The organism is Streptomyces sp. 2A115 (assembly GCF_052245575.1).
Taxonomy (GTDB): domain Bacteria; phylum Actinomycetota; class Actinomycetes; order Streptomycetales; family Streptomycetaceae; genus Streptomyces.
The window spans coordinates 13,511-36,628 of sequence record NZ_JBQQCG010000083.1; the positions used below are offsets into that span (position 1 = coordinate 13,511).

Sequence of the window (23,118 nt, forward strand, 5' to 3'; positions counted from 1 at the left end):
ATACGAGACGGTCTCGTATCGAATTTCGCTAGGCTCGTCGGCATGACAACTCCTGCCGTTCCCGTCCCCCGGATACCGGAGGCCGTGCACCGGCGCCGCTGGGCGATTCTCGGCGTCCTGATGCTGAGCCTGCTGATCGTCGTCCTCGACAACTCGATCCTGAACGTCGCGATCAAGACCATCTCCACCCCCGCCCCGACCGGCCTGGGAGCCACCCAGAGCGAGCTCGAATGGGCCATCAACTCCTACACCCTCGTCTTCGCGGGCCTGCTCTTCAGCGCGGGCCTCCTCGGCGACCGGCTCGGGCGCAAGAAGGTGCTGCTCGGCGGGCTCGTCGTCTTCGGTATCGGCTCGGCACTCGCCGCCTCCTCCGGCTCGCCGGTCGAGCTCATCGCCTTCCGCGCCGTGATGGGCCTGGGCGCGGCCTTCGTGATGCCCGCCACCCTCGCGGTCCTCATGAACGTCTTCGAGCGCCACGAACAGCCGAAGGCCATCGGCATCTGGGCGGGCGGCGTCGGACTCGCCATCGCCATCGGACCGATCACCGGAGGGGTCCTCCTCGACCACTTCTGGTGGGGGTCCGTCTTCCTGATCAACGTGCCGATCGTCCTCGTCGCGCTCGCGCTGATGGTCTGGCTGGTTCCCGACTCCCGCGACCCGAAGCCCGGGCGCATCGACCCCATCGGCGTCGTACTGTCCGTCGTCGGCCTCGTCCTGCTCGTGTACGGGATCATCAAGGGCGGCCAGCTCGCCGACTTCACCGATCCGGCGGTCCTGGCGACCATCGGCGCCGGCCTGGCCGTACTCGTCGGCTTCGTCGTGTTCGAGAAGCGCAGCAGTCATCCGTCCATCGACGTCACGTACTTCAAGGACAAGGTCTTCTCGTCCGCGATCGCCGCCATCGCGCTGGTCTTCTTCGCGCTGATGGGTGTGACCTTCTTCTCGGTCTTCTACACCCAGAGCGTGCGCGGCTACTCGCCTCTCCAGACCGGCCTGTTGATGCTGCCGCTGGCCGCCGCGCAGATGATTTTCGCGCCACGCGCCCGGCTCCTCGTCGACCGCTTCGGCAACAAGGCCACGACCGCGGGCGGCATGCTGATCATCGCCGCGACGCTGGCCGCGTTCGCGACGCTGGAGGCGGACACGCCGATCTGGATCCTGGAGGTCATCTTCTTCCTCATGGGTACGGGGATGGCGCACATCATGACGCCGACCAGCGTCGTGATCATGCAGACTCTGCCCCGCGAGAAGGCGGGCTCCGCCTCCGCGCTCAGCAACACGTTCCGCCAGGTCGGCGGCGCCCTGGGCATCGCCGTACTCGGCTCGGTCCTCTCCGCCGCATACCGTTCGGGCATCGAGGACAAGCTGCCCGCCGCCGCCCGGCGCACCGCGGGCGAGTCCATCGAGTCGACGCTCGGCTACGCCGCGAAGCTCGGCCCGAAGGGAGACGCCCTCATCGGCCCGGCCAACGACGCCTTCCTGCACGCGATGCACGTCACGGCCCTGTGCGGCGCGGGCGTCGCCTTCGTCGGCACGGTGGTCGTCGCCCTGTTCCTGCCGGGCCGCGCTCCGGCCCCGGAGGAGAAGGCGGGCGAGGACGCGGAGTTGGTGGGCGTGGACCACTGAGCCGTACACACCGACTCGTACGCGGGAAGCCGGCCCATCCGGGCAGCGGTCGCCGAACTCCTCGTACACCGGGGAGAATCGACGGGGCGGTCGGCCGAAGCGCGGAGTGGCGAAGAGCCGGACGGACCAGCCGGACAGGCAAACGGACCGCACAGGCAAACGGAACGGACGAGCCGAACGGAAGGGCGGAGTGAAGACGTGGGCGTCGTGGAGCAGGAGACGGCCGGACGAGGCGGGACCGTCAGGGGGCGCCCGCGCAGCGAGACCGTGGAGCGCTCGATCGTCGAGGGCGTCATGAGACTGCTGGAGGACGGCGTCCCGCTCGCGGACATCTCCATCGAGCGGGTCGCCCGCACCGCCGGTGTGGGAAAGGCCACCATCTACCGCCGCTGGAGCGGCCGGGAAGAGCTGTTCATCGACGTGCTGCGCACCGCCGAACCGCCCGACCCGGAGCTGCCCGGCACCTCTATGCGCGACGACCTGATCGTCCTTCTCGAATCGGTGCGCAGACGCGGCCTGGCCAACCGCTCGTCGGCGATCCTGCACAACGTCTACGCCCAGATGAAGAGCAGCCCCAAGCTGTGGAAGGCGTACCACACGGCCGTCATCGAACCGCGCCGCCGGATCACCCTCGACGTGCTGCGCCGCGGACAGGCGGGCGGCGAGATCCGCGCGGACGTCGACGTCGAACTGGCCAACGACCTGTTCATGGGCCCCATGCTCCTGCGTTCGGTCATGCGCCCGGACGGAGGCCTCGACGAGGGACTGTCCGAACAGATCGTCGACACCGTCCTGCAGGGGCTCGGGCCGGCCTCCACCCGCTGAGTCACGGTCCGTCAACCCCCGAAGGAATGTGAGCGTTTCGTCACAGAACACCCCCACCGGACCCTCAATCGCAACTCGTCACGCCGACTCGCTCGTCCTCGCGCCCGTACGGGCCGTCATGGGACGGCAGGAACGAACGCGATCATCCCCTAGGGTCTTAGACGCGGGGAATGAGTGCACGGCAGTTGGTGAGGCGACGGTATGGCGCAGGCGTACAAAACGGAGACGGGCAGCGGCGGCCAGGGGCCCGACCGCAGAGGATCCCGGCTCCGGCGCCTGTACGCCGCGCTCCGCAACGACCGCGGTGTCTGGCGCCGGGGCATCGTCATCGCCGCGCTCGCGATCCTGGTCGCCCTGGCGATGGTGCTGCACGCGCAGATCCCGAACACCATCGGCAACCTCGGCAGTCTCAACGAGACGTTCCTGCCCTGGCTGGGCGTCTTCATCCCGGTGCTGCTGGTCCTCGCGCTGGTCCGCAGGTCCGCGACCGCGCTGATCGCCGTGGTGCTGCCCCTGACCGTCTGGCTGAACCTCTTCGGCGGGCTGATCGGCGACAAGACCGGCGGCGGTGGCGATCTCACCGTCGCCACGCACAACGTCAACGCCGACAACCCCGACCCGTCCGGCACGGCCCGCGACGTGGCAGCGTCCGGCGCCGACGTGGTGGCCCTGGAGGAGCTGACGGACGACGCGGTCCCCACCTATGAGAAGGCCCTCGACCCGACGTACAAGTACCACTCCGTGCAGGGCACCGTCGGCCTGTGGAGCAAGTACCCGCTGAGCAAAGCCCGGCCGGTCGACATCAAGCTCGGCTGGACGCGCGCGATGCGGGCGACGGTCACCACTCCGGCCGGGCAACTCGCTGTGTACGTCGCCCACCTCCCCTCCGTGCGGGTGAAGATCGAGGCCGGGTTCACCGCGCGGCAGCGCGACAAGAGCGCCAACGCGCTCGGTGAGGCCATCGCCCACGAGAAGCTGCGGCAGGTCGTCCTGCTCGGCGACCTGAACGGCACCATGAACGACCGCGCGCTCAACGGGGTCACCGCGCAGATGCGTTCCACGCAGGGCGCGGCGGGCAGCGGATTCGGGTTCAGCTGGCCCGCGTCGTTCCCGATGGCGCGGATCGACCAGATCCTCGTGCGGGACATCGAGCCCGTCACCTCGTGGACCCTCCCGGAGACGGGCAGCGACCATCTTCCGATCGCCGCCCGCGTGAAGCTTTCGGCAACCACGCCGTAACCGCTGGGAATACTGGGCCTGAGAGGCTTTGTTCCGCAGGTGAACATATGCTGTACGGAACTCCGCTCGCTCCCTTGAAAGGCCCCTCATGCCCCTGGCCCTCCTAGCCCTCGCCGTAGGAGCCTTCGGCATCGGCACCACCGAGTTCGTGATGATGGGCCTGCTGCCCGACGTCGCGGACGACCTGAACATCTCGATACCCACCGCGGGCCACCTGGTCTCGGCCTACGCGCTGGGCGTCGTCATCGGCGCCCCGCTGCTCGCCGCGGTCACCGCCCGCCTCTCCCGCCGCAAGGTCCTGATCGGCCTGATGGTCCTCTTCGTCGCGGGCAACGCGCTCTCCGCCTTCGCCCCCGACCACCACTGGCTGCTCGCCGCCCGCTTCCTGAGCGGCCTGCCGCACGGCGCGTTCTTCGGCGTCGGCGCGGTCGTGGCCACCGGCATGGTCGCCCCCGAACGCAAGGCCCGCGCCGTCTCACTCATGTTCCTGGGCCTGACGGTCGCGAACATCGCGGGCGTGCCCGTCGCGACCCTCATGGGCCAGCACCTCGGCTGGCGCGCCACGTTCATCGGCGTCAGCGTGATCGGCCTCGCGGCCATCGCCTCCCTGGCCCTGCTGCTGCCCCAGGACCACGCGCACGCCCCCGCCGCCGGCCTGCGCGGCGAGCTGGCCGCCCTCCGCTCCCTGCCCGTCTGGCTCGCCCTCGGCACGACGGTCGCGGGCTTCGGCGCGCTGTTCTCGGCGTACAGCTACATCACGCCGATGCTCACCGACTCCGCCGGATACGCCGACTCCAGTGTGACGCTGCTCCTGGCGCTGTTCGGCGTCGGCGCGACCGCGGGCAACCTCCTCGGCGGCCGGCTGGCCGACCGCTCGATGCGGGCCACGCTGTTCGGCGGCCTGATCTCCCTGGCGGCGGTCCTCGCCCTCTTCCCGCTCCTGATGACTACGGAGTGGAGCGCGGCCCTGGCCGTGGTACTGCTCGGCGCGGCGGCATTCGTCACCAGTTCCCCCCTCCTCCTGATGGTCATGGAGAAGGCATCCTCGGCCCCCTCCCTGGCCTCCTCCGCCAACCAGGCCGCCTTCAACCTCGCGAACGCCGGCGGCGCGTGGATCGGCGGCCTCGCCTTGACGGCGGGCTTCGGCGTCACGTCCCCGGCGCTCGCGGGCGCGGTGCTCGCCGTCCTGGGGCTGGGTGTCGCGGGGGTGGCGTACGCGGTGGACCAGCGCCATGTCGTTCGGACGGCGGGCCGAGTGGTCGCTACGCACGTCCCGCACGATCGCGAAAAGACCGCCGTTGACCGTTGACCGATGCCGGGGTGACCGCGGCCCGGCGGACAACGGTCCGCCGGGCCGCACCGAGTGCTCGCGGGAGTCACCAGGAAAGGGCGTCCTCCACATCGGTCTGCCAGTACGTCACCTTGGCGCTGCTGTCGACGAAGACGGAACCGCCGGGCAGTTCGACGTCAGTGCCGTCCTCGTTGCCCTCGATGAACACCTCCAGGGAGTTGACCACGCGGCCGTGGGAGCCCGAGCCGTCCGCCGCGGACGTGGTGATACCGGCGTAGGCGCTCTCTCCCGGCGTGAGGACGGGGGCGGACTGTGGCTTGCTCTCCTCGATCTGCGGGGTGGCGGCTTGCGAGTCCCCGAACCTCAGGCTCGGGAAGTCCGCGAGCCTGCAGTCCACCCCGGCCCCGTTGGTCGCCGTGAGCAGCAGGTGGTTGACGGGCCGTTCGACGCTCTGGACGGAGAAGACCGTCTTGTTGATGTCACAGTCTCCGATCGGCTCTCCCTTCGAGCTTCCACCGGCGGTGTTGCCTAAGCCTGCGGCGTCGGCCCTGCTGCCGGTACCCTCGCCCGCGCTGAACGCGGTGGTCAGGGTCAGGGCGGCGACAGCCAGCACGGAAGCGGAGACAGTGCGGACGGTTCGGCCGCGACGGTAAGCGGTGACACTCATGGAGAAATCCCCTAACGGGATCGGGGGTTGACCGAGCCGGTGTCATCACCGGCTCTGTCACGACGCCGCCATAAGTCTCACGAAACGCGCTTTCTAAACGCTCATGCTCCACTCCTGTCCACCGGAGCCTCGCTAACCCTCCACCCGCACACCGCCACCAACAATCACCTGAGCCTGTGCCCCTCGGACGGACCCCGTGGTGTGGTGGCCAGGTCACACGTTCTCGCGCCACCGGTTGGTGATCGGCAGCCGCCGGTCCTTGCCGAACCCCTTCGCCGAGATCTTGGTACCCGGCGGATACTGACGCCGCTTGTACTCCGCCGTGTCCACCATGCGCAGCGTCTTGGTCACCAGCTCGTGATCGAACCCGGCGGCCACGATCGCATCGGCCCCCGTATCCCGGTCGACGTAAAGCTCCAGGATCGCGTCCAGCACGGGATAGTCCGGCAACGAGTCGGTGTCGACCTGACCGGGCCGCAGCTCGGCGCTCGGCGGCTTGGTGATGGAGGCCTCGGGAATCGGCGGGGTCTGACCCCGCTCGGCCGCCGCCCGGTTGCGCCACTCGGCCAGCCGGAAGATCGACGTCTTGTACACGTCCTTGATCGGCCCGTACGCCCCCACAGAGTCGCCGTACAGCGTCGAATACCCCACCGCCAGCTCGGACTTGTTCCCCGGCGCCAGCACGATGTGCCCCTCCTGGTTGGAGATGGCCATCAGCATGGTCCCGCGCAGCCGCGACTGAAGGTTCTCCTCGGCCAGCCCGGTGAGCCCCAACGACCCCATGTACGCGTCGAACATCGGCTCGATCGGCACGGTCCGGAAGTTGAGCCCGGTCCGCCGCGCCAACTCGGCCGCGTCGCCCTTGGAGTGGTCCGAGGAGTACTTGGACGGCATCGAGACGCCGTACACGTTCTGCGCGCCCAGCGCGTCGCAGGCGATCGCCGCGACGAGAGCGGAGTCGATACCACCCGAAAGCCCGATCAGCACAGACCGGAACCCGTTCTTCGCCACATAGGCCCGAAGCCCGACCACGAGCGCCGAGTAGACCTCTTCGTCGTCGTCGAGCCGCTCGGCGTATCCACCACCGAGCTCCGCCTCGTACGCGGGCAGCGGCTCCTCGGAGATCACCAGACGATCGATACGCAGCCCATCATCGACGATGCGTCCATTGGCGGCTGCGCCGCGGGCCGAAGGCGGCTCCGCGGCAGCGGCCGGCAGATCGAGATCAAGAACGACGCACCCCTCGGCGAACTGCGGCGCCCGCGCGACGACTTCACCGTTCCGGTCGACGACGATCGAGTCACCGTCGAAAACCAGCTCGTCCTGCCCGCCGATCATGGCGAGGTACGCGGTCGTGCACCCGGCCTCCTGCGCACGCTTGCGCACCAGCTCCAGCCGGGTGTCGTCCTTGTCGCGCTCGTACGGCGAGGCGTTGATGGAGACCAGCAACCCGGCCCCCGCGCTCCGCGTGGCAGGTACGCGGCCGCCGTCCTGCCAGAGGTCCTCGCAGATGGCGAGGGCGACGTCGACACCGTGCACCCGCACGACCGGGAGGGTGTCGCCGGGCACGAAGTAGCGGAACTCGTCGAAGACGCCGTAGTTCGGCAGGTGGTGCTTGGCGAAGGTGAGCGCCACCCGGCCTCCGTACAGCACAGCGGCAGCGTTCCGCGGGGCACCGGCCGGCTGCCCGAACTTGGGCTGGGCGGTCTCGGTCCGGTCGAGGTAGCCGACGATCACCGGCAGCTCTCCGTAACCCTCGTCGGCGAGCCGCCCGGCGAGACCCCGCAGGGCCGCCCGGGACGCTTCGACGAAGGACGACCGCAGGGCCAGGTCCTCGACGGGATACCCGGTCAGCACCATCTCGGGGAACGCCACCAGATGCGCTCCCTGCTCGGCGGAGTGCCGGGTCCAACGGACGATCGCCTCGGCGTTCCCGGCGAGATCGCCGACGGTCGAGTCGATCTGATTCAGGGCGAGGCGTAGTTGAGGCACGCGTCCCAGTGTAATCGTCAGAGCGACGCGATGGGGTGGGGAGGGGTGTGGGGCGCCCCACGTGGGCCCGCTGCCTCACCCCTGTTTCGGCACCGAGGCCTCAGTGCAGACGCTGTTTCTCTACCAAGGCCTCAGTACAGACGCCTCAGTTCAGCGGCTTCGCGCCGCGCTCCTTGAGCAGGTCGGTGATCAGCTTCATCTCCGACTCCTGGGCCTGGACCATGCCCTGCGCGAGCCGGCGCTCCACGCCGACCTCACACTTGTCCACGCACCCCTCGGCCATGTGCACACCGCCCGTGTGATGCGCGTACATCAGCTGCAGATAGCGGACCTCGGCGGCCTTGCCGTTCGCCTCGCGCAGCGAGTCGAGCTCGGTGTTCGTCGCCATCCCAGGCATCAGCGAGCCGTCCTCGCCGGACGCCATGCCGCCCATGTCCATCCACGCCATCGGCTCGTCGGCCGACACCTTGGGCAGCTCCCACAGGTCCAGCCAGCCGAGCATCATGCCGCGCTGGTTGGCCTGCGTCTGCGCGATGTCGTACGCGAGGCGCCGCACCTCATCGTCCTCGGTGCGGTCGCGCACGATGTACGACATCTCGACGGCCTGCTGATGGTGCACCGCCATGTCACGCGCGAAGCCCGCGTCCGCGGAGTCCGCCGCCGGGGCCTTCATGCCGGACTCGTCGCCGTCGGCGACCGCGTACGTTATGGCCCCGGCCGCCACGAGCGCGGTCGCGGCGGCCCCGGTGATCCAACCGGCGAACTTCATCTTCCTCACCGCGAATTCCTCACCGCGAACGTCACTTCGACAGGCCGTTGGTGCAGGCGGCACCCGGCTCCGGCGTCTGCTTGCCCTGTACGAACTCCGAGAAGAACTTGTCGACGTTCGGGTCGCCCGCGCTCGTCACCGTGCGCTGCTTGCCCCACGCGGAGAGCATGATCGGGTCCTTCTGGTCCTCGACCGGGCTCATCAGCGTGTACGGGGTCTTCTTGACCTTGTCCGCGAGCGCCTTCACGTCCGCGTCCGACGCCTTGCTGTTGTACGTCACCCAGACCGCGCCGTGCTCCAGCGAGTGGACGGCGTTCACGTTGTTGATCGCCTCGGTGTAGACGTCGCCGTTGCAGTTCATCCAGGCCTGGTTGTGGTCACCACCGACCGGGGGCTCCATCGGGTACTTCACGTCCTTGGTGACGTGGGTCTGGGAGAGCTTCTCGCTCCACGTCTTCACGCCGTCCTTGCCGGTGACGAACTTCCCCGAGGTCGACTGGCTCGACGTGCTGCCCTCGTCGTCGGACTGCGAGTTGATCAGGACCGCGCCACCGGCGACGAGACCGCCGACGACGATCACGCTGGCGGTGATCGTGAGGATCCGGTTGCGGCGCTCACGGGACTGCTCGGCGCGCCGCATCTCCTCTATCCGCGCCTTGCGCGACCTGCTGTCTGTCTTCTTGGCGGAACCCATGCGGTGGTCCTTCTGGGGAAAAGGGGGCGGTCGGGTCAGCTGATCGTAGTGGGGGAGCGAGGCGCACTCGCAGGGAGGCCAGCGGAATGGCCGAATGATCCGGGCCTCCGGCGACAATTTTACGGTGAGCGGAGACGGCGGGCGTCGGCCATTACATGTGCGGCGGTCAGCAGGCAAGATGGGCATCAGAGCAGTACACCTGCCGTACGTGAGGCGTTCGGACCGAGGTCGGCCGGCCGATCGCGGCCCGCAATGCGCATGAAATGCTGTTGTGGTGGGATGCTCAGGTGCCCGACCGCCTCCCTGGGACGGGAGCAGGCGGCCTGACCAGCAAGGATTGGGTGGAAGCGGAAGATGGACAAGCAGCAGGAGTTCGTGCTCCGTACATTGGAGGAGCGCGACATCCGTTTCGTACGCCTGTGGTTCACGGACGTGCTGGGCTTCCTCAAGTCCGTCGCCGTGGCTCCGGCCGAGCTGGAGCAGGCCTTCGACGAGGGCATCGGGTTCGACGGATCGGCCATTGAGGGCTTCGCCCGCGTCTACGAGTCCGACATGATCGCCAAGCCGGACCCGTCGACCTTCCAGGTCCTCCCGTGGCGCGCGGAGGCCCCCGGCACGGCCCGCATGTTCTGCGACATCCTCATGCCGGACGGCTCGCCGTCCTTCGCGGACCCGCGGTACGTGCTGAAGCGCGCCCTCGCCAAGGCCTCCGACCTGGGTTTCACCTTCTACACCCACCCGGAGATCGAGTTCTTCCTGCTGAAGGACAAGCCGGTCGACGGCACGCGCCCGACTCCGGCCGACAACTCCGGCTACTTCGACCACACCCCCCAGAACGTCGGCATGGACTTCCGCCGCCAGGCGATCACCATGCTGGAGTCGATGGGCATCTCGGTCGAGTTCTCGCACCACGAGGGCGCCCCGGGCCAGCAGGAGATCGACCTGCGCTACGCGGACGCGCTCTCCACGGCCGACAACATCATGACGTTCCGCCTGGTCATGAAGCAGGTGGCGCTGGAGCAGGGCGTCCAGGCGACCTTCATGCCGAAGCCGTTCTCCGAGCACCCCGGCTCCGGCATGCACACGCACCTCTCCCTCTTCGAGGGCGACCGCAACGCCTTCTACGAGTCCGGCTCCGAGTACCAGCTCTCCAAGGTCGGCCGTTCCTTCATCGCGGGCCTGCTCAAGCACGCCGCGGAGATCTCGGCCGTCTCCAACCAGTGGGTCAACTCCTACAAGCGCATCTGGGGCGGCTCCGAGCGCACCGCGGGCGCCGGCGGCGAGGCCCCCTCGTACATCTGCTGGGGCCACAACAACCGCTCGGCCCTCGTCCGCGTCCCGATGTACAAGCCCGGCAAGACGGGCTCGGCGCGGGTCGAGGTCCGCTCCCTGGACTCGGGCGCGAACCCGTACCTGGCGTACGCGCTGCTCCTCGCCGCCGGTCTCAAGGGCATCGAGCAGGGCTACGAGCTCCCGCCGGGCGCCGACGACGACGTCTGGGCCCTCTCCGACGCCGAGCGCCGCGCGATGGGCATCGAGCCCCTGCCCCAGAACCTGGGCGAGGCCCTCACCCTCATGGAGCGCAGCGAACTGGTCGCCGAGACGCTCGGCGAGCACGTCTTCGACTTCTTCCTCCGCAACAAGCGCCAGGAGTGGGAGGAGTACCGCTCCGAGGTGACTGCCTTTGAGCTGCGGAAGAACTTGCCTGTGCTGTAGGTGCAGGTCAGCGGGGTATCCCGCCAGAACGGCACGTGGGGCCGACGGTCGCTGACCGTCGGCCCCACGGCGTCTCACAGGCCGTCGTCCAAGGCGGGTAATCGGGGATCCGGAGTCGAGCAGTCCGTGACGTGAGTGGAGAGCGGGCGTCGGCGAGGCCGAGGGCAGCCGTTACAGGGTCTCCGAACGTGCGATCCGACGCCGAGGGGCAGCCGCCCCTCGGCGTCAGCGGATGAGCGGAGGCGCTACTGCTGAGCCAGGTCCGTCAGCAGCTGATGCAGTGGCTTCGTCGCCCGCTGGCGGTACTCCTGGACCGACCAGCCGTTGCCGTCCGGGTCCTTGAAGTACATGAAGGTGGCGCCGTCGTCGGGGGCGTACTGCACCGGCTCGGAGATGTCGAGGCCGCGCTCGGACAGCTCGGCGTGGGCCGCCTTGATGTCGGCGACGCACAGTTGGAGGCCCTGGTACGAGCCCGGCGACGGCGTCGGTCCTGCCATCGTCTCCCAGAGGGTGTCACCGAGGGCGATGGAACAGCCGGAGCCCGGAGGCGTCAGCTGGACGATGCGCATGCCGGGCATGACCTCCTGGTCGATGTCGACGTGGAAGCCGACCTTGTCCCGGTAGAAGTCCCGGGCCCGGTCGATGTCGCTGACTGGCAGCGGGATCACTTCGAGTGTGTATTGCATTTGTTTCTCGTCCTCCGAGTCGCACCGACAGGAGTGTCAGCCGAATCGCCAACGGGTCTGGCTGAACGGCTCTCCCTTACCGAAGCCGAAAACGGTCCCGGGCGCCACCGCGAAGACAAGGGCATTCCCGGGGCCGTGGTGGAAGAAGCCGTCGCGCACCTCGAAGTGCCAGAAACTGCCGTACTTGCGCTCCCACGCCCCGGCCAGCTCGCGCAGCCTGCCGTCGTCGGTCACCCGGACGGCCTCGCCCTCCACCACGAGGTCGTATCCCTTGTTCCAGGTGTTCGTGCCGGTGGTCAGCACCACGTGCGGGTTCAGCGCGAGATTGCGTGCCTTGCGCTCCTCGGGCCCCGTGCAGAAGTGCAACGCGCCGTCCGCCCACACCGCGGGCAGCGGCGTGACGTGCGGGCGGCCGTCGGGCCGTACGGTCGAGATCCAGAACAGCTCGGCCTCGGAGAGCATCGTCTCGGCCTCGGACCAGGGGCGTGCGGTGGCGGTCTCGTCGCTGTAGCGGGCGTCTAGCTCGGCCCGTGCTTGCATGGGTTTCCTCCTGGCGCAGAAATCGGATGAATCATGATGAATCGGATGGCTGGAGTTCCCTCGTCAGGACAGACCTCGGCCACGGGCGGAACTCATCGGTCACCGATCCGCTCCGGCGCTTCTCTCCGGCACTCCGGTTAGGCTCAACGCCGTACGACCTTGATCCGACGGGAGGGCCGAGGATGACGACGCCGGGGCGCAGGAGCAGTACCTTCACTCGGCTGCTGCGGCACGGTTTCATCGATCCGTCGGCCGCCGAGCGACTGCTGGAGAGCGCGGAGCTGGCGCCGATAAGGACCGACCCGGTGCTGCTCGACGCGCTCGGGGCCACCGCCGATCCGGATCTTGCGCTGCTCGGGCTCGTACGGCTCGTCGAGGCGCAGGACGGTCACGCGGGCCAGCGCGAGCTGCTGGACACGCTGATCGCGGCCAAGCCGCTGCGGGACCGGCTGCTCGGAGTGCTCGGCGCCTCCGCCGCCCTCGGCGACCACCTCGCCCGGCATCCGCTCGACTGGCACGCCCTCGTGATGTACGAGCCGCAGGACCTGCACCCCGGCATCGCGGAGTTCGAGCGCGGGCTCGCCGAGGCCACCGACCCGGTGTCGCTGCGGGTCGCCTACCGGCGCTGTCTGCTGTCCGTCGCCGCGCGTGACGTGTGCGGGACGACCGATCTCGCGCAGACCGCGGCCGAGCTCGCGGACCTCGCGACCGCCACGCTGCGGGCCGCCCTCGCCATCGCCCGGGGCGCGGCGCCCGAGGACGCCGCGCTGTGCCGGCTCGCGGTCATCGCGATGGGCAAGTGCGGAGGCCACGAGCTCAACTACGTCTCCGATGTCGATGTCATCTTCGTCGGGGAGGCCGTGGACGGGGCCGATGAGGGGAAGGCGCTTCGGGCCGCGACCCGGCTGGCTTCTCATCTGATGCGGATCTGCTCCGAGACCACCGTGGAAGGGTCGATCTGGCCCGTTGACGCCAATCTGCGGCCCGAGGGGCGCAACGGGCCGTTGGTGCGGTCGCTGTCCAGCCATCTCGCGTACTACCAGCGGTGGGCCAAGACCTGGGAGTTCCAGGCCCTGTTGAAGGCGCGGCCCGTCGCCGGGGACATCGAGCTGGGGGAGACGTACGTCGCCACGCTCGCGCCGCTCGTCTGGCAGGCCGCCGAGCGGGAGAACTTCGTCTCCGACGTGCAGAAGATGCGGCGGAGAGTCGTCGAGACCATTCCGGTCGCTGAGCTCGAGCGGGAGCTGAAGCTCGGGCCGGGAGGCCTGCGGGACGTCGAATTCGCTGTGCAGCTGCTGCAGTTGGTGCACGGACGGGCCGATACGTCGTTGCGGAGCGGGACCACGCTGGATGCCCTCAGGGCGCTGGCGGAGGGCGGGTACGTGGGGCGCGTCGATGCCGGGCAGCTCGATGAGGCCTATCGGTTTCTGCGGTCCATGGAGCACCGCATTCAGCTCTTCCGGCTGCGGCGTACGCATCTCGTGCCCGACGACGAGGCCGATCTACGGCGTATCGGGCGGTCGTTGGGGCTGCGTACGGAGCCGGTCGCCGAGCTGAACCGGGAGTGGAAGCGGCACGCCGCCGTCGTGCGCCGACTGCACGAGAAGCTCTTCTACCGGCCGTTGCTCGATGCTGTCGCTCAACTCGCGCCCGGTGAGAGCCGGTTGAGCGCGGGTGCGGCGCGGGAGCGGTTGGTCGCTCTCGGGTACGCGGATCCCGCTGCGGCGTTGCGGCATCTGGAGGCGCTCGCTTCCGGGGTTTCTCGGAAGGCCGCCATTCAGCGGACCTTGCTGCCCGTGTTGTTGGGGTGGTTCGCGGACTCCGCCGATCCCGATGCCGGGTTGCTCAACTTCCGCAAGGTTTCTGACGCGTTGGGCAAGACCCCTTGGTATCTACGGTTGTTGAGGGACGAAGGGGCTGCCGCTGAGAATCTTGCCCGGGTGCTGTCCGCCGGACGGCTCGCGCCCGATCTGCTGATGCGGGCGCCCGAGGCGGTGGCGCTGCTCGGGGACGGCAAGGCGGGCGGTCTCGAACCCAGGGACCGGGCCCACCTGGAGCAGGAGATCCTCGCGGCCGTGGGGCGGGCCAGTGGGGGAGAGGCCGCGGTGACCGCGGCGCGGGGTGTGCGGCGGCGGGAGCTGTTCCGTACGGCCGCCATCGACATCATCAGTTCCTACGGCACCGAGGAGTCGCCCGCCTCGGCCGATCAGGGTGCGCTGGTGGACCTGGTGGGCGGGGCGGTGTCCGACCTGACCGCCGCGACGCTGGCCGGGGCTTTGCGGGCCGTGGTGCGGGACGGGTGGGGGGAGACTCTGCCCACCCGGTTCACGGTGATCGGTATGGGGCGCTTCGGTGGACACGAGCTGGGTTACGGGTCCGATGCCGATGTGCTGTTCGTGCACGAGCCCTGGGAGGGTGTGGACGAGCAGGAGGCCTCCCGGGCCGCGAATGCCGTTGTCTCCGAGATGCGGCGGCTGCTTCAGGTCTCCAGTTCTGATCCGCCGCTGTTGATCGACGCGGACCTGCGGCCGGAGGGGAAGTCCGGGCCGATGGTACGGACCTTGAACTCGTACGAGGCCTACTACCGACGGTGGTCGTTGGTGTGGGAGTCGCAGGCGTTGCTGCGGGCCGAGGTCGTCGCGGGGGACGCGGACCTGGGGCGACGGTTCCTCGAGCTGGTCGATCCGTTGCGGTATCCGGCGGAGGGGCTCGGCGATGACGCGGTGCGGGAGATTCGGCGGCTGAAGGCTCGTATGGAGTCGGAGCGGATGCCTCGTGCGGCCGATCCGACCTTGCACACCAAGCTGGGGCGGGGCGGGCTCTCCGATGTGGAGTGGACCGTTCAGCTGCTTCAGCTGCGGCACGGGTGGGTGGAGCCGGGGCTGCGGACGACTCGTACGCGGGAAGCGCTTGCCGCGGCTTGTGCCGCTGGGCTGATCTCTGCTGAGGACGCTTCGATACTGGACGAGGCGTGGGTGCTGGCCACTCGGGTGCGGAACGCTGTGATGCTCGTGCGGGGGCGGGCGGGGGATACGTTTCCGTCCGGCGGGCGTGAGCTGGCCGCGGTGGGGCGGTACCTGGGGTACGGGCCTGGGCATGTGGGGGACATGCTCGATGACTATCGGCGTACTACTCGGCGGGCTCGGGCTGTGGTGGATGAGCTGTTTTACGGGGCGTAGGCCTCCGGCGGTTGGACGGTTGTTCGGCGGTTGTTCCAGTGCCGGTGGGTGGGGGCCGGTCGCCCAGTTCCCCGCGCCCCTGATTCGGGCCGCCCCGGCCCTTCGCCGGTACCAGTTGTGGCAGGGCGTACGGGAGGGAGCCGTACCAGGCGCGTGCCACCGTGAAGCCGAATGCCAGGCACAGCATGCCGCCCACCGCGTCCAGCCAGAAGTGGTTGGCCGTGGCGACGATGACCACCAGGGTCGCCGTGGGGTAGAGGAGGCCGAGGATGCGGGCCCAGGGTGCCGAGGCCAGGGCGAAGATCGTGAGGCCGCACCAGAGGGACCAGCCGATGTGCATGGACGGCATCGCGGCGTACTGGTTCGACATGTTCTTCAGGTCGCCGGAGGCCATCGAGCCCCAGGTCTGATGGACCACGACCGTGTCGATGAAGTCGGTGTTGGTCATCAGGCGGGGCGGGGCGAGTGGATACAGATAGTAACCGAGCAGGGCCACACCTGTGGTCGCGAAGAGCACCATGCGGGTCGCCGCGTAGCGGCCGGGATGGCCCCGGAAGAGCCAGACCAGGACGCCCAGGGTGATCACGAAGTGCAGCGTCGCGTAGTAGTAGTTCATGCCCACGATCAGCCAAGTCACCGAGTTCACGGTGTGGTTGACGGAGTCCTCGATGGCGAGGCCGAGGTGGTGCTCCACCTTCCAGATCCAGTCCGCGTTGCGCAGGGCTTCCGCCCGCTGCTCCGGGACCGCGTTGCGGATCAGTGAGTACGTCCAGTAACTCACCGCGATCAGCAGGATCTCGAACCAGAGCCGAGGGCGGCGCGGCGTGCGCAATCCGCGCAGGAGACGCTGCCCCGCGCGGTCCTTCGCCTCGTCCGCGACGGGCTGTGGAGTGGCCGACTGCTGGCCTTCCAATGTCGTCACGGTGCTCTCACCCATAGGGACAGAGTCTGCCAGATAAGCCTTTCCCCACAGATCATCCCTCGGGTGGGTTCCGGTCGCATGTTCTACACCCGGAGTAGGTGGGGCGCTACTGCCTACGTACGATTTCGGTCCCCAGGGGACGAAGCGGTGGAACCGCGTACCACCAGTTCCGGCATGAACACGAACTCACTGTGGGGTGCCGGCGTCCCGCCGATCTCCTCCAGCAACGTGCGCACCGCGGCCTGGCCCATGGCCGGGACCGGTTTGCGGACCGTGGTGAGGGGCGGGTCCGTGAAGGCGATGAGCGGGGAGTCGTCGAAGCCGACGACGGAGATGTCCTGGGGGACCTTGAGGTCGCGTTGGCGGGCGGCCCGTATGGCGCCCAGGGCCATCATGTCGCTCGCGCAGACGATGGCCGTGCAGTCGCGGTCGATGAGCGCGTTGGTGGCCGCCTGGCCGCCCTCCAGTGTGTACAGCGAGTGCTGGACCAGGCGCTCTTCGATGTCCGCCGCGGTCAGGCCCAGCAGGTCCTGCATCGTGCGGACGAAACCCTCGATCTTGCGCTGGACCGGCACGAACCGCTTCGGGCCCAGGGCGAGGCCGATCCGGGTGTGACCGAGCGAGACGAGGTGGGTCACCGCGAGGGCCATCGCCGCCCGGTCGTCGGGGGAGATGAAGGGGGCCTGCACCTTCGGGGAGAAACCGTCGACCAGGACGAAGGGCACCCCTCGGCCGCGCAGTTGCTCGTACCGCTGCATGTCCGCGGAGGTGTCGGCGTGCAGTCCGGAGACGAAGATGATGCCGGCGACGCCCCGGTCGACCAGCATCTCGGTCAGCTCGTCCTCGGTGGAGCCGCCCGGTGTCTGGGTCGCCAGGACGGGCGTGTAGCCCTGCCTGGTCAGAGCCTGGCCGATGACCTGGGCCAGGGCAGGGAATATCGGGTTCTCCAGCTCCGGGGTTATCAGCCCGACGAGCCCTTCGCTGCGCTGCCGCAGGCGTACGGGCCGCTCGTAGCCCAGCACGTCCAGCGCGGCCAGGACGGACTGGCGGGTGGTCGCGGCGACGCCCGGCTTCCCGTTCAGGACGCGGCTGACCGTCGCTTCGCTCACCCCCGCCTGGGCTGCGATGTCGGCAAGCCGTGTGGTCACAGGGGTGGACTGTACCGGCCGGGTAACGCCTTGCCCACCGAACGAACGCCGTGCGCGGGCACTTGAACGGCGCGCTCCGGGCTGCTGCGTCATCGCGCTCCCTCGTGGTCTCTGGTCGGCATGCTGGTCGGTGCCTGCCGCGTGCGCTCGCGGGTCAGTCGGGCGGATCCCGCAAGGCGTCTGCGGTGTGATGATCCCCGTGGCGGACCGGTATGGCAAGAGCTTGCAGAGTCTTGCACAGCGGCCTCTTGGCCGGTGAACGGCCCCAAGTGAGGCCTCGGGATGGTCGAGAGGTGGTCACGGGCGGGTAACTGTCGGTCGGTCTTGCATTTTTTTGCTGCAAGACCTTTCGCCGCCCTTGCATCGCTGTTACGTTCACGTCGCCCGGCGGCGGCAACGACGCGGTCGGCAAGTCGGCGGGGACGGCAGGACGGGGCCGCTCCCTCAACCACACGGGCTTTCACCCTCAAGGAGAACTCATGCGGCGTGGCATAGCGGCCACCGCACTGGTGGCGTCCCTCGCCCTCGCGGCGACGGCCTGCGGCGGCGACAGCGACAGTGGCGAGGCGGGCGGTCCGGTCACCATCACCTGGTGGGACACGTCCAACGCCACCAACGAGGCACCGACGTACAAGGCCCTCGCCAAGGACTTCGAGAAGGCCAACCCGGACATCAAGGTCAAGTACGTCAACGTGCCCTTCGACCAGGCGCAGAACAAGTTCGACACCGCCGCCGGCTCCAAGGGCGCCCCGGACATCCTGCGCTCCGAGGTCGGCTGGACCCCCGCGTTCGCGAAGAAGGGCTTCTTCCTGCCCCTCGACGGCACCGAGGCCCTCGCGGACCAGAGCAAGTTCCAGCCCAGCCTGATCGAGCAGGCCAAGTACGACGGCAAGACGTACGGCGTGCCGCTGGTCACCGACACCCTCGCGCTCGTCTACAACAAGGCCCTCTTCAAGGAAGCGGGCCTTGAGGCGCCCACCACCTGGGCCGAGCTCAAGAGCGCCGCCGCCACGGTCGAGAAGAAGACGGGCGTCGACGGCTACTGGGGGTCGACGCAGGCGTACTACGCGCAGTCGTTCCTCTACGGCGAGGGCACCGACACGGTCGACGCCGACGCCAAGAAGATCACCGTGAAGTCGGCCGCCGCGGTCAAGGGCTACGAGACCTGGCAGGGCCTGTTCGACGGCAAGGGCCTGCACAAGGCCGACACCACCGTCGACGCCTACGCCCACATCCAGGAGGCGTTCGTCAGCGGCAAGGTCGCCTCGATCATCCAGGGGCCCTGGGAGATCACGAACTTCTACAAGGGCTCGGCCTTCAAGGACAAGGCCAACCTGGGCATCGCCACCGTCCCGGCCGGCGCCGGCGGCAAGGCCGGCGCGCCGACCGGCGGCCACAACCTCTCCGTGTACGCGGGCTCGGACAAGGCCCACCAGGAGGCCTCGCTGAAGTTCCTGAAGTTCATGTCGTCGCAGAAGTCGCAGGAGACGATCGCGCTCAAGAACTCCACGCTCCCGACGCGCGAGGACGCCTACACGGCCGAGGTCAAGGCCGACCCGGGCATCGCGGGCTATCAGAGCGTGCTCGCCTCCGCCCAGCCGCGCCCGGCGCTGCCCGAGTACAGCTCGCTGTGGGGTCCGCTCGACATCGAGCTGAACAAGGTCGCCGCCGGCAACGAGTCGCTGGACAAGGGCCTGAGCAACGCGGAGACCGCGATCGCCAAGCTGGTCCCGGACTTCAGCAAGTGAGCCCGCGTGGCCGCCGGATCCTCCCCCACCGGGGGGGATCCGTCGGCCACCGGCTGTGCGTGCGCCCAACCCGATGATTTTCCAGAAGGTGTCGAACCATGACAGTCGTCATCGACCGCGCGACCGGCAAGCGCCGCGGTGAGCGCGACCCGCGCCCCGGTCCGCTCCAGCGCCTCAGACACTCGTACCAGAAGTACTGGTACGCGTACGCGATGATCACCCCGGTGGTCGTCGTGCTCGGCGTGCTGGTGCTCTATCCGCTGGCGCGGGGCATCTACCTGACGTTCACCGACGCCACCAGCCTCAACTCGGCCCGCACCATCGGCGTCAACCACATCGACGCCACCTACGAGTTCATCGGCCTCGACAACTACGCCGACATCCTGTGGGGCCCGACCTCGTACGACCGTTTCTGGTCGCACTTCATCTGGACGATCGTGTGGACGGCCCTGTGCGTCCTGCTCCACTACGCCATCGGCCTCGGCCTGGCCCTGCTGCTCAACCAGAAGCTGCGCGGCCGCACCTTCTACCGGCTCATCCTGGTCCTGCCGTGGGCCGTGCCCACCTTCGTCACCGTCTTCGGCTGGCGGTTCATGCTCGCCGACGCCGGGATCATCAACTCCATGCTCGACGCGGTGCACCTGCCGTCGCCGCTGTGGCTGGAGGACACCTTCTGGCAGCGCGCGGCCGCGATCATGGTCAACACGTGGTGCGGTGTGCCGTTCATGATGGTCTCGCTGCTGGGCGGGCTGCAGTCCATCGACTCCGTGCTGTACGAGGCCGCGGAGATGGACGGGGCGGGCGCCTGGCAGCGGTTCCGGCACGTCACGCTGCCGGGGCTGCGGTCGGTCAGCTCCACCGTCGTACTGCTCGGCGTGATCTGGACCTTCAACCAGTTCGCCATCATCTTCCTGCTCTTCGGCGACACCGCGCCGGACGCGCAGATCCTCGTCACCTGGGCCTACTACCTGGGCTTCGGACAGCAGCCGCGCGACTACGCGCAGTCCGCCGCGTACGGCGTCCTGCTGCTCTCCATCCTGATCGTCTTCACCTCCGTCTACCGCCGCTGGCTGGCCCGCAATGAGCAGCAGCTCGCGACCTGAGGCAGGAGCCCCCATGAGCACCACGACAGTCCAGAGTTCCGCCCCGGCGGACCGGGTCCCCACGGACACCACCCCGACGGGCAAGGGGCGGCGGCGAGGTGAGCGCGGCCTCGCCGGCTCGCTCACCTCGCACGGCATCCTGATCGTCGCGAGCCTGATCGCGCTCTTCCCGATCGCCTGGCTGGTCTACCTGTCCCTCGGCCCGGACAAGGACGACTACCTGCACCCCGGCGGCATCCTCGGCAAGATGACGCTCGACAACTACTCGTTCGTCCTCCAGCACACGCCGTTCTTCGACTGGCTGTGGAGCACGCTCATCGTGTCGCTCGGCACGACGGTCATCGGCGTACTGGTCGCCGCCACCACGGGCTACGCGGTCTCCCGCATGCGCTTCCCGGGCTACAAGAAGTTCATGTGGGTGCTGCTGGTCACCCAGATGTTCCCGGTCGCCGTGCTGATGGTGCCGATGTACGAGATCCTTTCGGAACTCCAGCTCATCGACAACTACTTGGGCCTGATCCTCGTCTACTGCTCGACCGCCGTGCCGTACTGCGCCTGGCTGCTCAAGGGCTACTTCGACACCATCCCCTTCGAGATCGACGAGGCGGGGCGCGTCGACGGCCTGTCGCCCTTCGGCACGTTCGCGCGGCTGATCCTGCCGCTCGCCAAGCCGGGCCTGGCGGTCGCCGCCTTCTACAGCTTCATCACCGCGTTCGGCGAGGTCGCCTTCGCCTCGACGTTCATGCTGTCCGACACGAAGTACACGTTCGCCGTCGGTCTGCAGAGTTTCGTCAGCGAGCACGACGCCCAGCGGAACCTGATGGCCGCCACCGCGGTGTTGGTGGCCATCCCTGTCTCCGCGTTCTTCTACCTTGTGCAGAAGAACCTGGTGACCGGTCTGACCGCGGGCGGCACGAAAGGCTGACGCCCTTGACGCGTATTACGCCCGTTACGTCTATTGCACGCACGACGCCCACTACGCCCACTACGCCCACGACGTCCTGTCGGCGAAGTACCGCCTGCCGGGTGGCGCCCGACCCCCGGCAGGCGCCAGCTTTGACGACAGGAGCCGAGCTTCCGAGCTCCCGTGCGTTCAGCGCGGCCGCCTCACATCCGGCATCCGGCAGACTCCGAGATTTCCGCAAACCGCCGAAAACCTGAAAGCGCCACAATTTTGTAGACCAGTCGACAGACCTCCGTGGACCGCACTCTCCCCACCGCATCAAGGACGCCATGAGCCAGCACTCCGCCGACCAGGCACCGACCTCCGCCCTCGCCACCGTCGCCGCCCACCGCGACTGGTGGCGCGACGCGGTGATCTACCAGGTCTATCCGCGCAGCTTCGCCGACAGCAACGGCGACGGCATGGGCGACCTGGAGGGCGTACGTTCCCGACTTCCGTATCTGCGTGACCTCGGCGTGGACGCCGTGTGGCTCAGCCCCTTCTACGCCTCGCCACAGGCCGACGCCGGCTACGACGTGGCCGACTACCGGGCCGTCGACCCGATGTTCGGCAACCTGCTGGACGCCGACGCGCTGATCCGCGACGCCCACGAGCTGAGCCTGAGGATCATCGTCGACCTCGTGCCCAACCACTCCTCCGACCAGCACGAGTGGTTCAAGCGGGCCCTCGCCGACGGCCCGGGTTCGCCGCTGCGGGACCGCTACCACTTCCGCCCGGGGAAGGGCGTCGACGGTGAACTCCCGCCCAACGACTGGGAGTCCATCTTCGGCGGGCCCGCCTGGACCCGGGTGACCGAGCCGGACGGCACCCCCGGCGACTGGTACCTGCACCTCTTCGCGCCCGAGCAGCCCGATTTCAACTGGGACCACCCGGCCGTCGGTGACGAGTTCCGCTCGATCCTGCGGTTCTGGCTCGACATGGGCGTCGACGGCTTCCGTATCGACGTCGCGCACGGGCTGGTGAAGGCGGCGGGCCTGCCCGACCTGGGTTCCCATGGGCAGGTGAAGCTGCTGGGCAACGATGTCATGCCGTTCTTCGACCAGGAGGGCGTGCACGAGATCTACCGGTCCTGGCGGATCGTCCTGGACGAATACGCGGGCCAGCGCATTTTCGTCGCCGAGGCCTGGACCCCGACGATCGAGCGCACCGCCAACTACGTCCGCCCCGACGAACTGCACCAGGCCTTCAACTTCCAGTACCTGAGCACCCATTGGGACGCCGACGAGCTGCGCTCCTGCGTCGACCGCACCCTCGACGCGATGCGCCCCGTCGGCGCCCCCGCCACCTGGGTGCTGTCCAACCACGATGTGACCCGGCACGCGACACGGTTCGCCAACCCGGCCGGGCTCGGCACCCAGATCCGTACCGCCGGAGACCGCGAGCTGGGCCTGCGCCGGGCGCGCGCGGCGACGCTCCTGATGCTCGCGCTGCCCGGGTCCGCCTACCTGTACCAGGGCGAGGAGCTGGGCCTGCCCGACGTCGTCGACCTGTCCGACGAGGTGCGTCAGGACCCCGCCTACTTCCGGGGGGCCGGTCAGGACGGGTTCCGCGACGGGTGCCGGGTGCCGATCCCGTGGACGCGGGACGGCTCGTCGTACGGCTTCGGCGGTGGCGGCAGCTGGCTGCCCCAGCCGTCCGGCTGGGGCGAGTTGAGCATCGAGGCGCAGACCGGGGTCGCGGACTCCACGCTGGAGCTGTACCGGTCCGCGCTCGCCGTGCGCCGTGAGCAGCCCGACCTGGGCGCGGGCGACTCCGTCGAGTGGCTGAAGGCACCCGAAGGCGTACTGGCCTTCAGGCGCGGGGCGTTCGCCTGCACCACGAACACCGGTGGTGAGGCGGTGACCGTTCCGGCGTACGGGCGGGTGCTGCTCACCAGCGGCGAGGTGGCCGTGACGGACGAGGGCGAGGCGAAGCTGCCGGCGGACACCACGGTGTGGTGGACCGACAACTGACCGCCCGTCAACCGAGGGGTTCTGCAAGAACTTTCCGGAATTTTCAGAAGCCCGCCT

18 protein-coding genes are annotated in these 23,118 nt (G+C 68.8%); 10 read left to right on the forward strand and 8 right to left on the reverse strand.

Features of this window, described 5'->3' with window-relative positions; genetic code table 11:
- The first annotated feature begins 42 nt into the window (after positions 1-42).
- From ACTWQR_RS44380 to ACTWQR_RS44395, 4 genes are all read left to right on the forward strand, one after another.
- Entirely contained in the window at positions 43-1,626 is a 1,584-nt protein-coding gene (locus ACTWQR_RS44380; RefSeq protein WP_443232986.1) for an MFS transporter, read from the forward strand.
- A 198-nt stretch (positions 1,627-1,824) separates the two neighbouring features.
- Positions 1,825-2,451, forward strand: a complete 627-nt coding sequence (locus tag ACTWQR_RS44385; protein WP_443232987.1) for a TetR/AcrR family transcriptional regulator — start codon at positions 1,825-1,827, stop codon at positions 2,449-2,451.
- A 201-nt stretch (positions 2,452-2,652) separates the two neighbouring features.
- Positions 2,653-3,690, forward strand: coding sequence for an endonuclease/exonuclease/phosphatase family protein (locus ACTWQR_RS44390; RefSeq protein ID WP_443232988.1), 1,038 nt, complete (start codon positions 2,653-2,655; stop codon positions 3,688-3,690).
- A gap of 88 nt (positions 3,691-3,778) precedes the next feature.
- Entirely contained in the window at positions 3,779-4,999 is a 1,221-nt protein-coding gene (locus ACTWQR_RS44395; RefSeq protein WP_443232989.1) for an MFS transporter, read from the forward strand.
- Between the two features lie 67 nt (positions 5,000-5,066).
- Here the strand turns inward: ACTWQR_RS44395 and ACTWQR_RS44400 are convergent, their stop codons facing one another.
- The 4 genes from ACTWQR_RS44400 to ACTWQR_RS44415 all read right to left on the reverse strand — a co-directional run bounded on the left by ACTWQR_RS44400 (position 5,067) and on the right by ACTWQR_RS44415 (position 9,103).
- Positions 5,067-5,648: a DUF4232 domain-containing protein gene (locus ACTWQR_RS44400; protein WP_443232990.1), complete on the reverse strand. Its 582-nt coding sequence runs from the start codon at positions 5,646-5,648 to the stop codon at positions 5,067-5,069.
- A gap of 213 nt (positions 5,649-5,861) precedes the next feature.
- The gene (locus ACTWQR_RS44405; protein WP_443232991.1) at positions 5,862-7,640 is read right to left on the reverse strand and encodes an NAD+ synthase; all 1,779 of its coding nucleotides are present in this window, start codon (positions 7,638-7,640) and stop codon (positions 5,862-5,864) included.
- Between the two features lie 145 nt (positions 7,641-7,785).
- Positions 7,786-8,409 (reverse strand): DUF305 domain-containing protein, encoded by a 624-nt coding sequence (locus ACTWQR_RS44410; RefSeq protein WP_443233013.1) that lies wholly within the window; start codon positions 8,407-8,409, stop codon positions 7,786-7,788.
- Between the two features lie 31 nt (positions 8,410-8,440).
- Complete coding sequence (locus ACTWQR_RS44415; RefSeq protein ID WP_443232992.1) at positions 8,441-9,103, reverse strand: DUF3105 domain-containing protein; 663 nt, start codon at positions 9,101-9,103, stop codon at positions 8,441-8,443.
- 354 nt (positions 9,104-9,457) lie between these two features.
- Here ACTWQR_RS44415 and ACTWQR_RS44420 point away from each other — a divergent pair, with 354 nt between their 5' ends.
- Positions 9,458-10,819 (forward strand): glutamine synthetase family protein, encoded by a 1,362-nt coding sequence (locus ACTWQR_RS44420; RefSeq protein ID WP_443232993.1) that lies wholly within the window; start codon positions 9,458-9,460, stop codon positions 10,817-10,819.
- Positions 10,820-11,064: 245 nt separating this feature from the next.
- Here ACTWQR_RS44420 and ACTWQR_RS44425 read toward each other — a convergent pair whose 3' ends face one another.
- Positions 11,065-11,505, reverse strand: coding sequence for a VOC family protein (locus ACTWQR_RS44425; protein WP_443232994.1), 441 nt, complete (start codon positions 11,503-11,505; stop codon positions 11,065-11,067).
- A gap of 36 nt (positions 11,506-11,541) precedes the next feature.
- Positions 11,542-12,045: a pyridoxamine 5'-phosphate oxidase family protein gene (locus tag ACTWQR_RS44430; protein ID WP_443232995.1), complete on the reverse strand. Its 504-nt coding sequence runs from the start codon at positions 12,043-12,045 to the stop codon at positions 11,542-11,544.
- 182 nt (positions 12,046-12,227) lie between these two features.
- Between ACTWQR_RS44430 and ACTWQR_RS44435 the strand changes: the two genes are divergently transcribed.
- The gene (locus ACTWQR_RS44435) at positions 12,228-15,224 is read left to right on the forward strand and encodes a bifunctional [glutamine synthetase] adenylyltransferase/[glutamine synthetase]-adenylyl-L-tyrosine phosphorylase (protein WP_443232996.1); all 2,997 of its coding nucleotides are present in this window, start codon (positions 12,228-12,230) and stop codon (positions 15,222-15,224) included.
- Here ACTWQR_RS44435 and ACTWQR_RS44440 read toward each other — a convergent pair.
- Both ACTWQR_RS44440 and ACTWQR_RS44445 read right to left on the reverse strand, forming a co-directional pair.
- The gene (locus tag ACTWQR_RS44440) at positions 15,175-16,161 is read right to left on the reverse strand and encodes a phosphatase PAP2 family protein (protein WP_443232997.1); all 987 of its coding nucleotides are present in this window, start codon (positions 16,159-16,161) and stop codon (positions 15,175-15,177) included. The genes ACTWQR_RS44435 and ACTWQR_RS44440 overlap by 50 nt on opposite strands.
- Positions 16,162-16,259: 98 nt before the next feature.
- A complete protein-coding gene (locus tag ACTWQR_RS44445; protein WP_443232998.1) occupies positions 16,260-17,294 on the reverse strand; it encodes a LacI family DNA-binding transcriptional regulator in 1,035 nt (344 codons plus the stop codon).
- A gap of 479 nt (positions 17,295-17,773) precedes the next feature.
- Between ACTWQR_RS44445 and ACTWQR_RS44450 the strand changes: the two genes are divergently transcribed.
- From ACTWQR_RS44450 to ACTWQR_RS44465, 4 genes are all read left to right on the forward strand, one after another.
- Complete coding sequence (locus ACTWQR_RS44450) at positions 17,774-19,042, forward strand: extracellular solute-binding protein (RefSeq protein ID WP_443232999.1); 1,269 nt, start codon at positions 17,774-17,776, stop codon at positions 19,040-19,042.
- A 98-nt stretch (positions 19,043-19,140) separates the two neighbouring features.
- Positions 19,141-20,145 (forward strand): carbohydrate ABC transporter permease, encoded by a 1,005-nt coding sequence (locus tag ACTWQR_RS44455; protein WP_443233000.1) that lies wholly within the window; start codon positions 19,141-19,143, stop codon positions 20,143-20,145.
- A 13-nt stretch (positions 20,146-20,158) separates the two neighbouring features.
- On the forward strand, positions 20,159-21,070 hold the full coding sequence (locus ACTWQR_RS44460; RefSeq protein WP_443233001.1) for a sugar ABC transporter permease: 912 nt from the start codon (positions 20,159-20,161) through the stop codon (positions 21,068-21,070).
- A gap of 308 nt (positions 21,071-21,378) precedes the next feature.
- Positions 21,379-23,061, forward strand: a complete 1,683-nt coding sequence (locus tag ACTWQR_RS44465; protein WP_443233002.1) for a glycoside hydrolase family 13 protein — start codon at positions 21,379-21,381, stop codon at positions 23,059-23,061.
- The last annotated feature ends 57 nt before the right edge of the window (positions 23,062-23,118 follow it).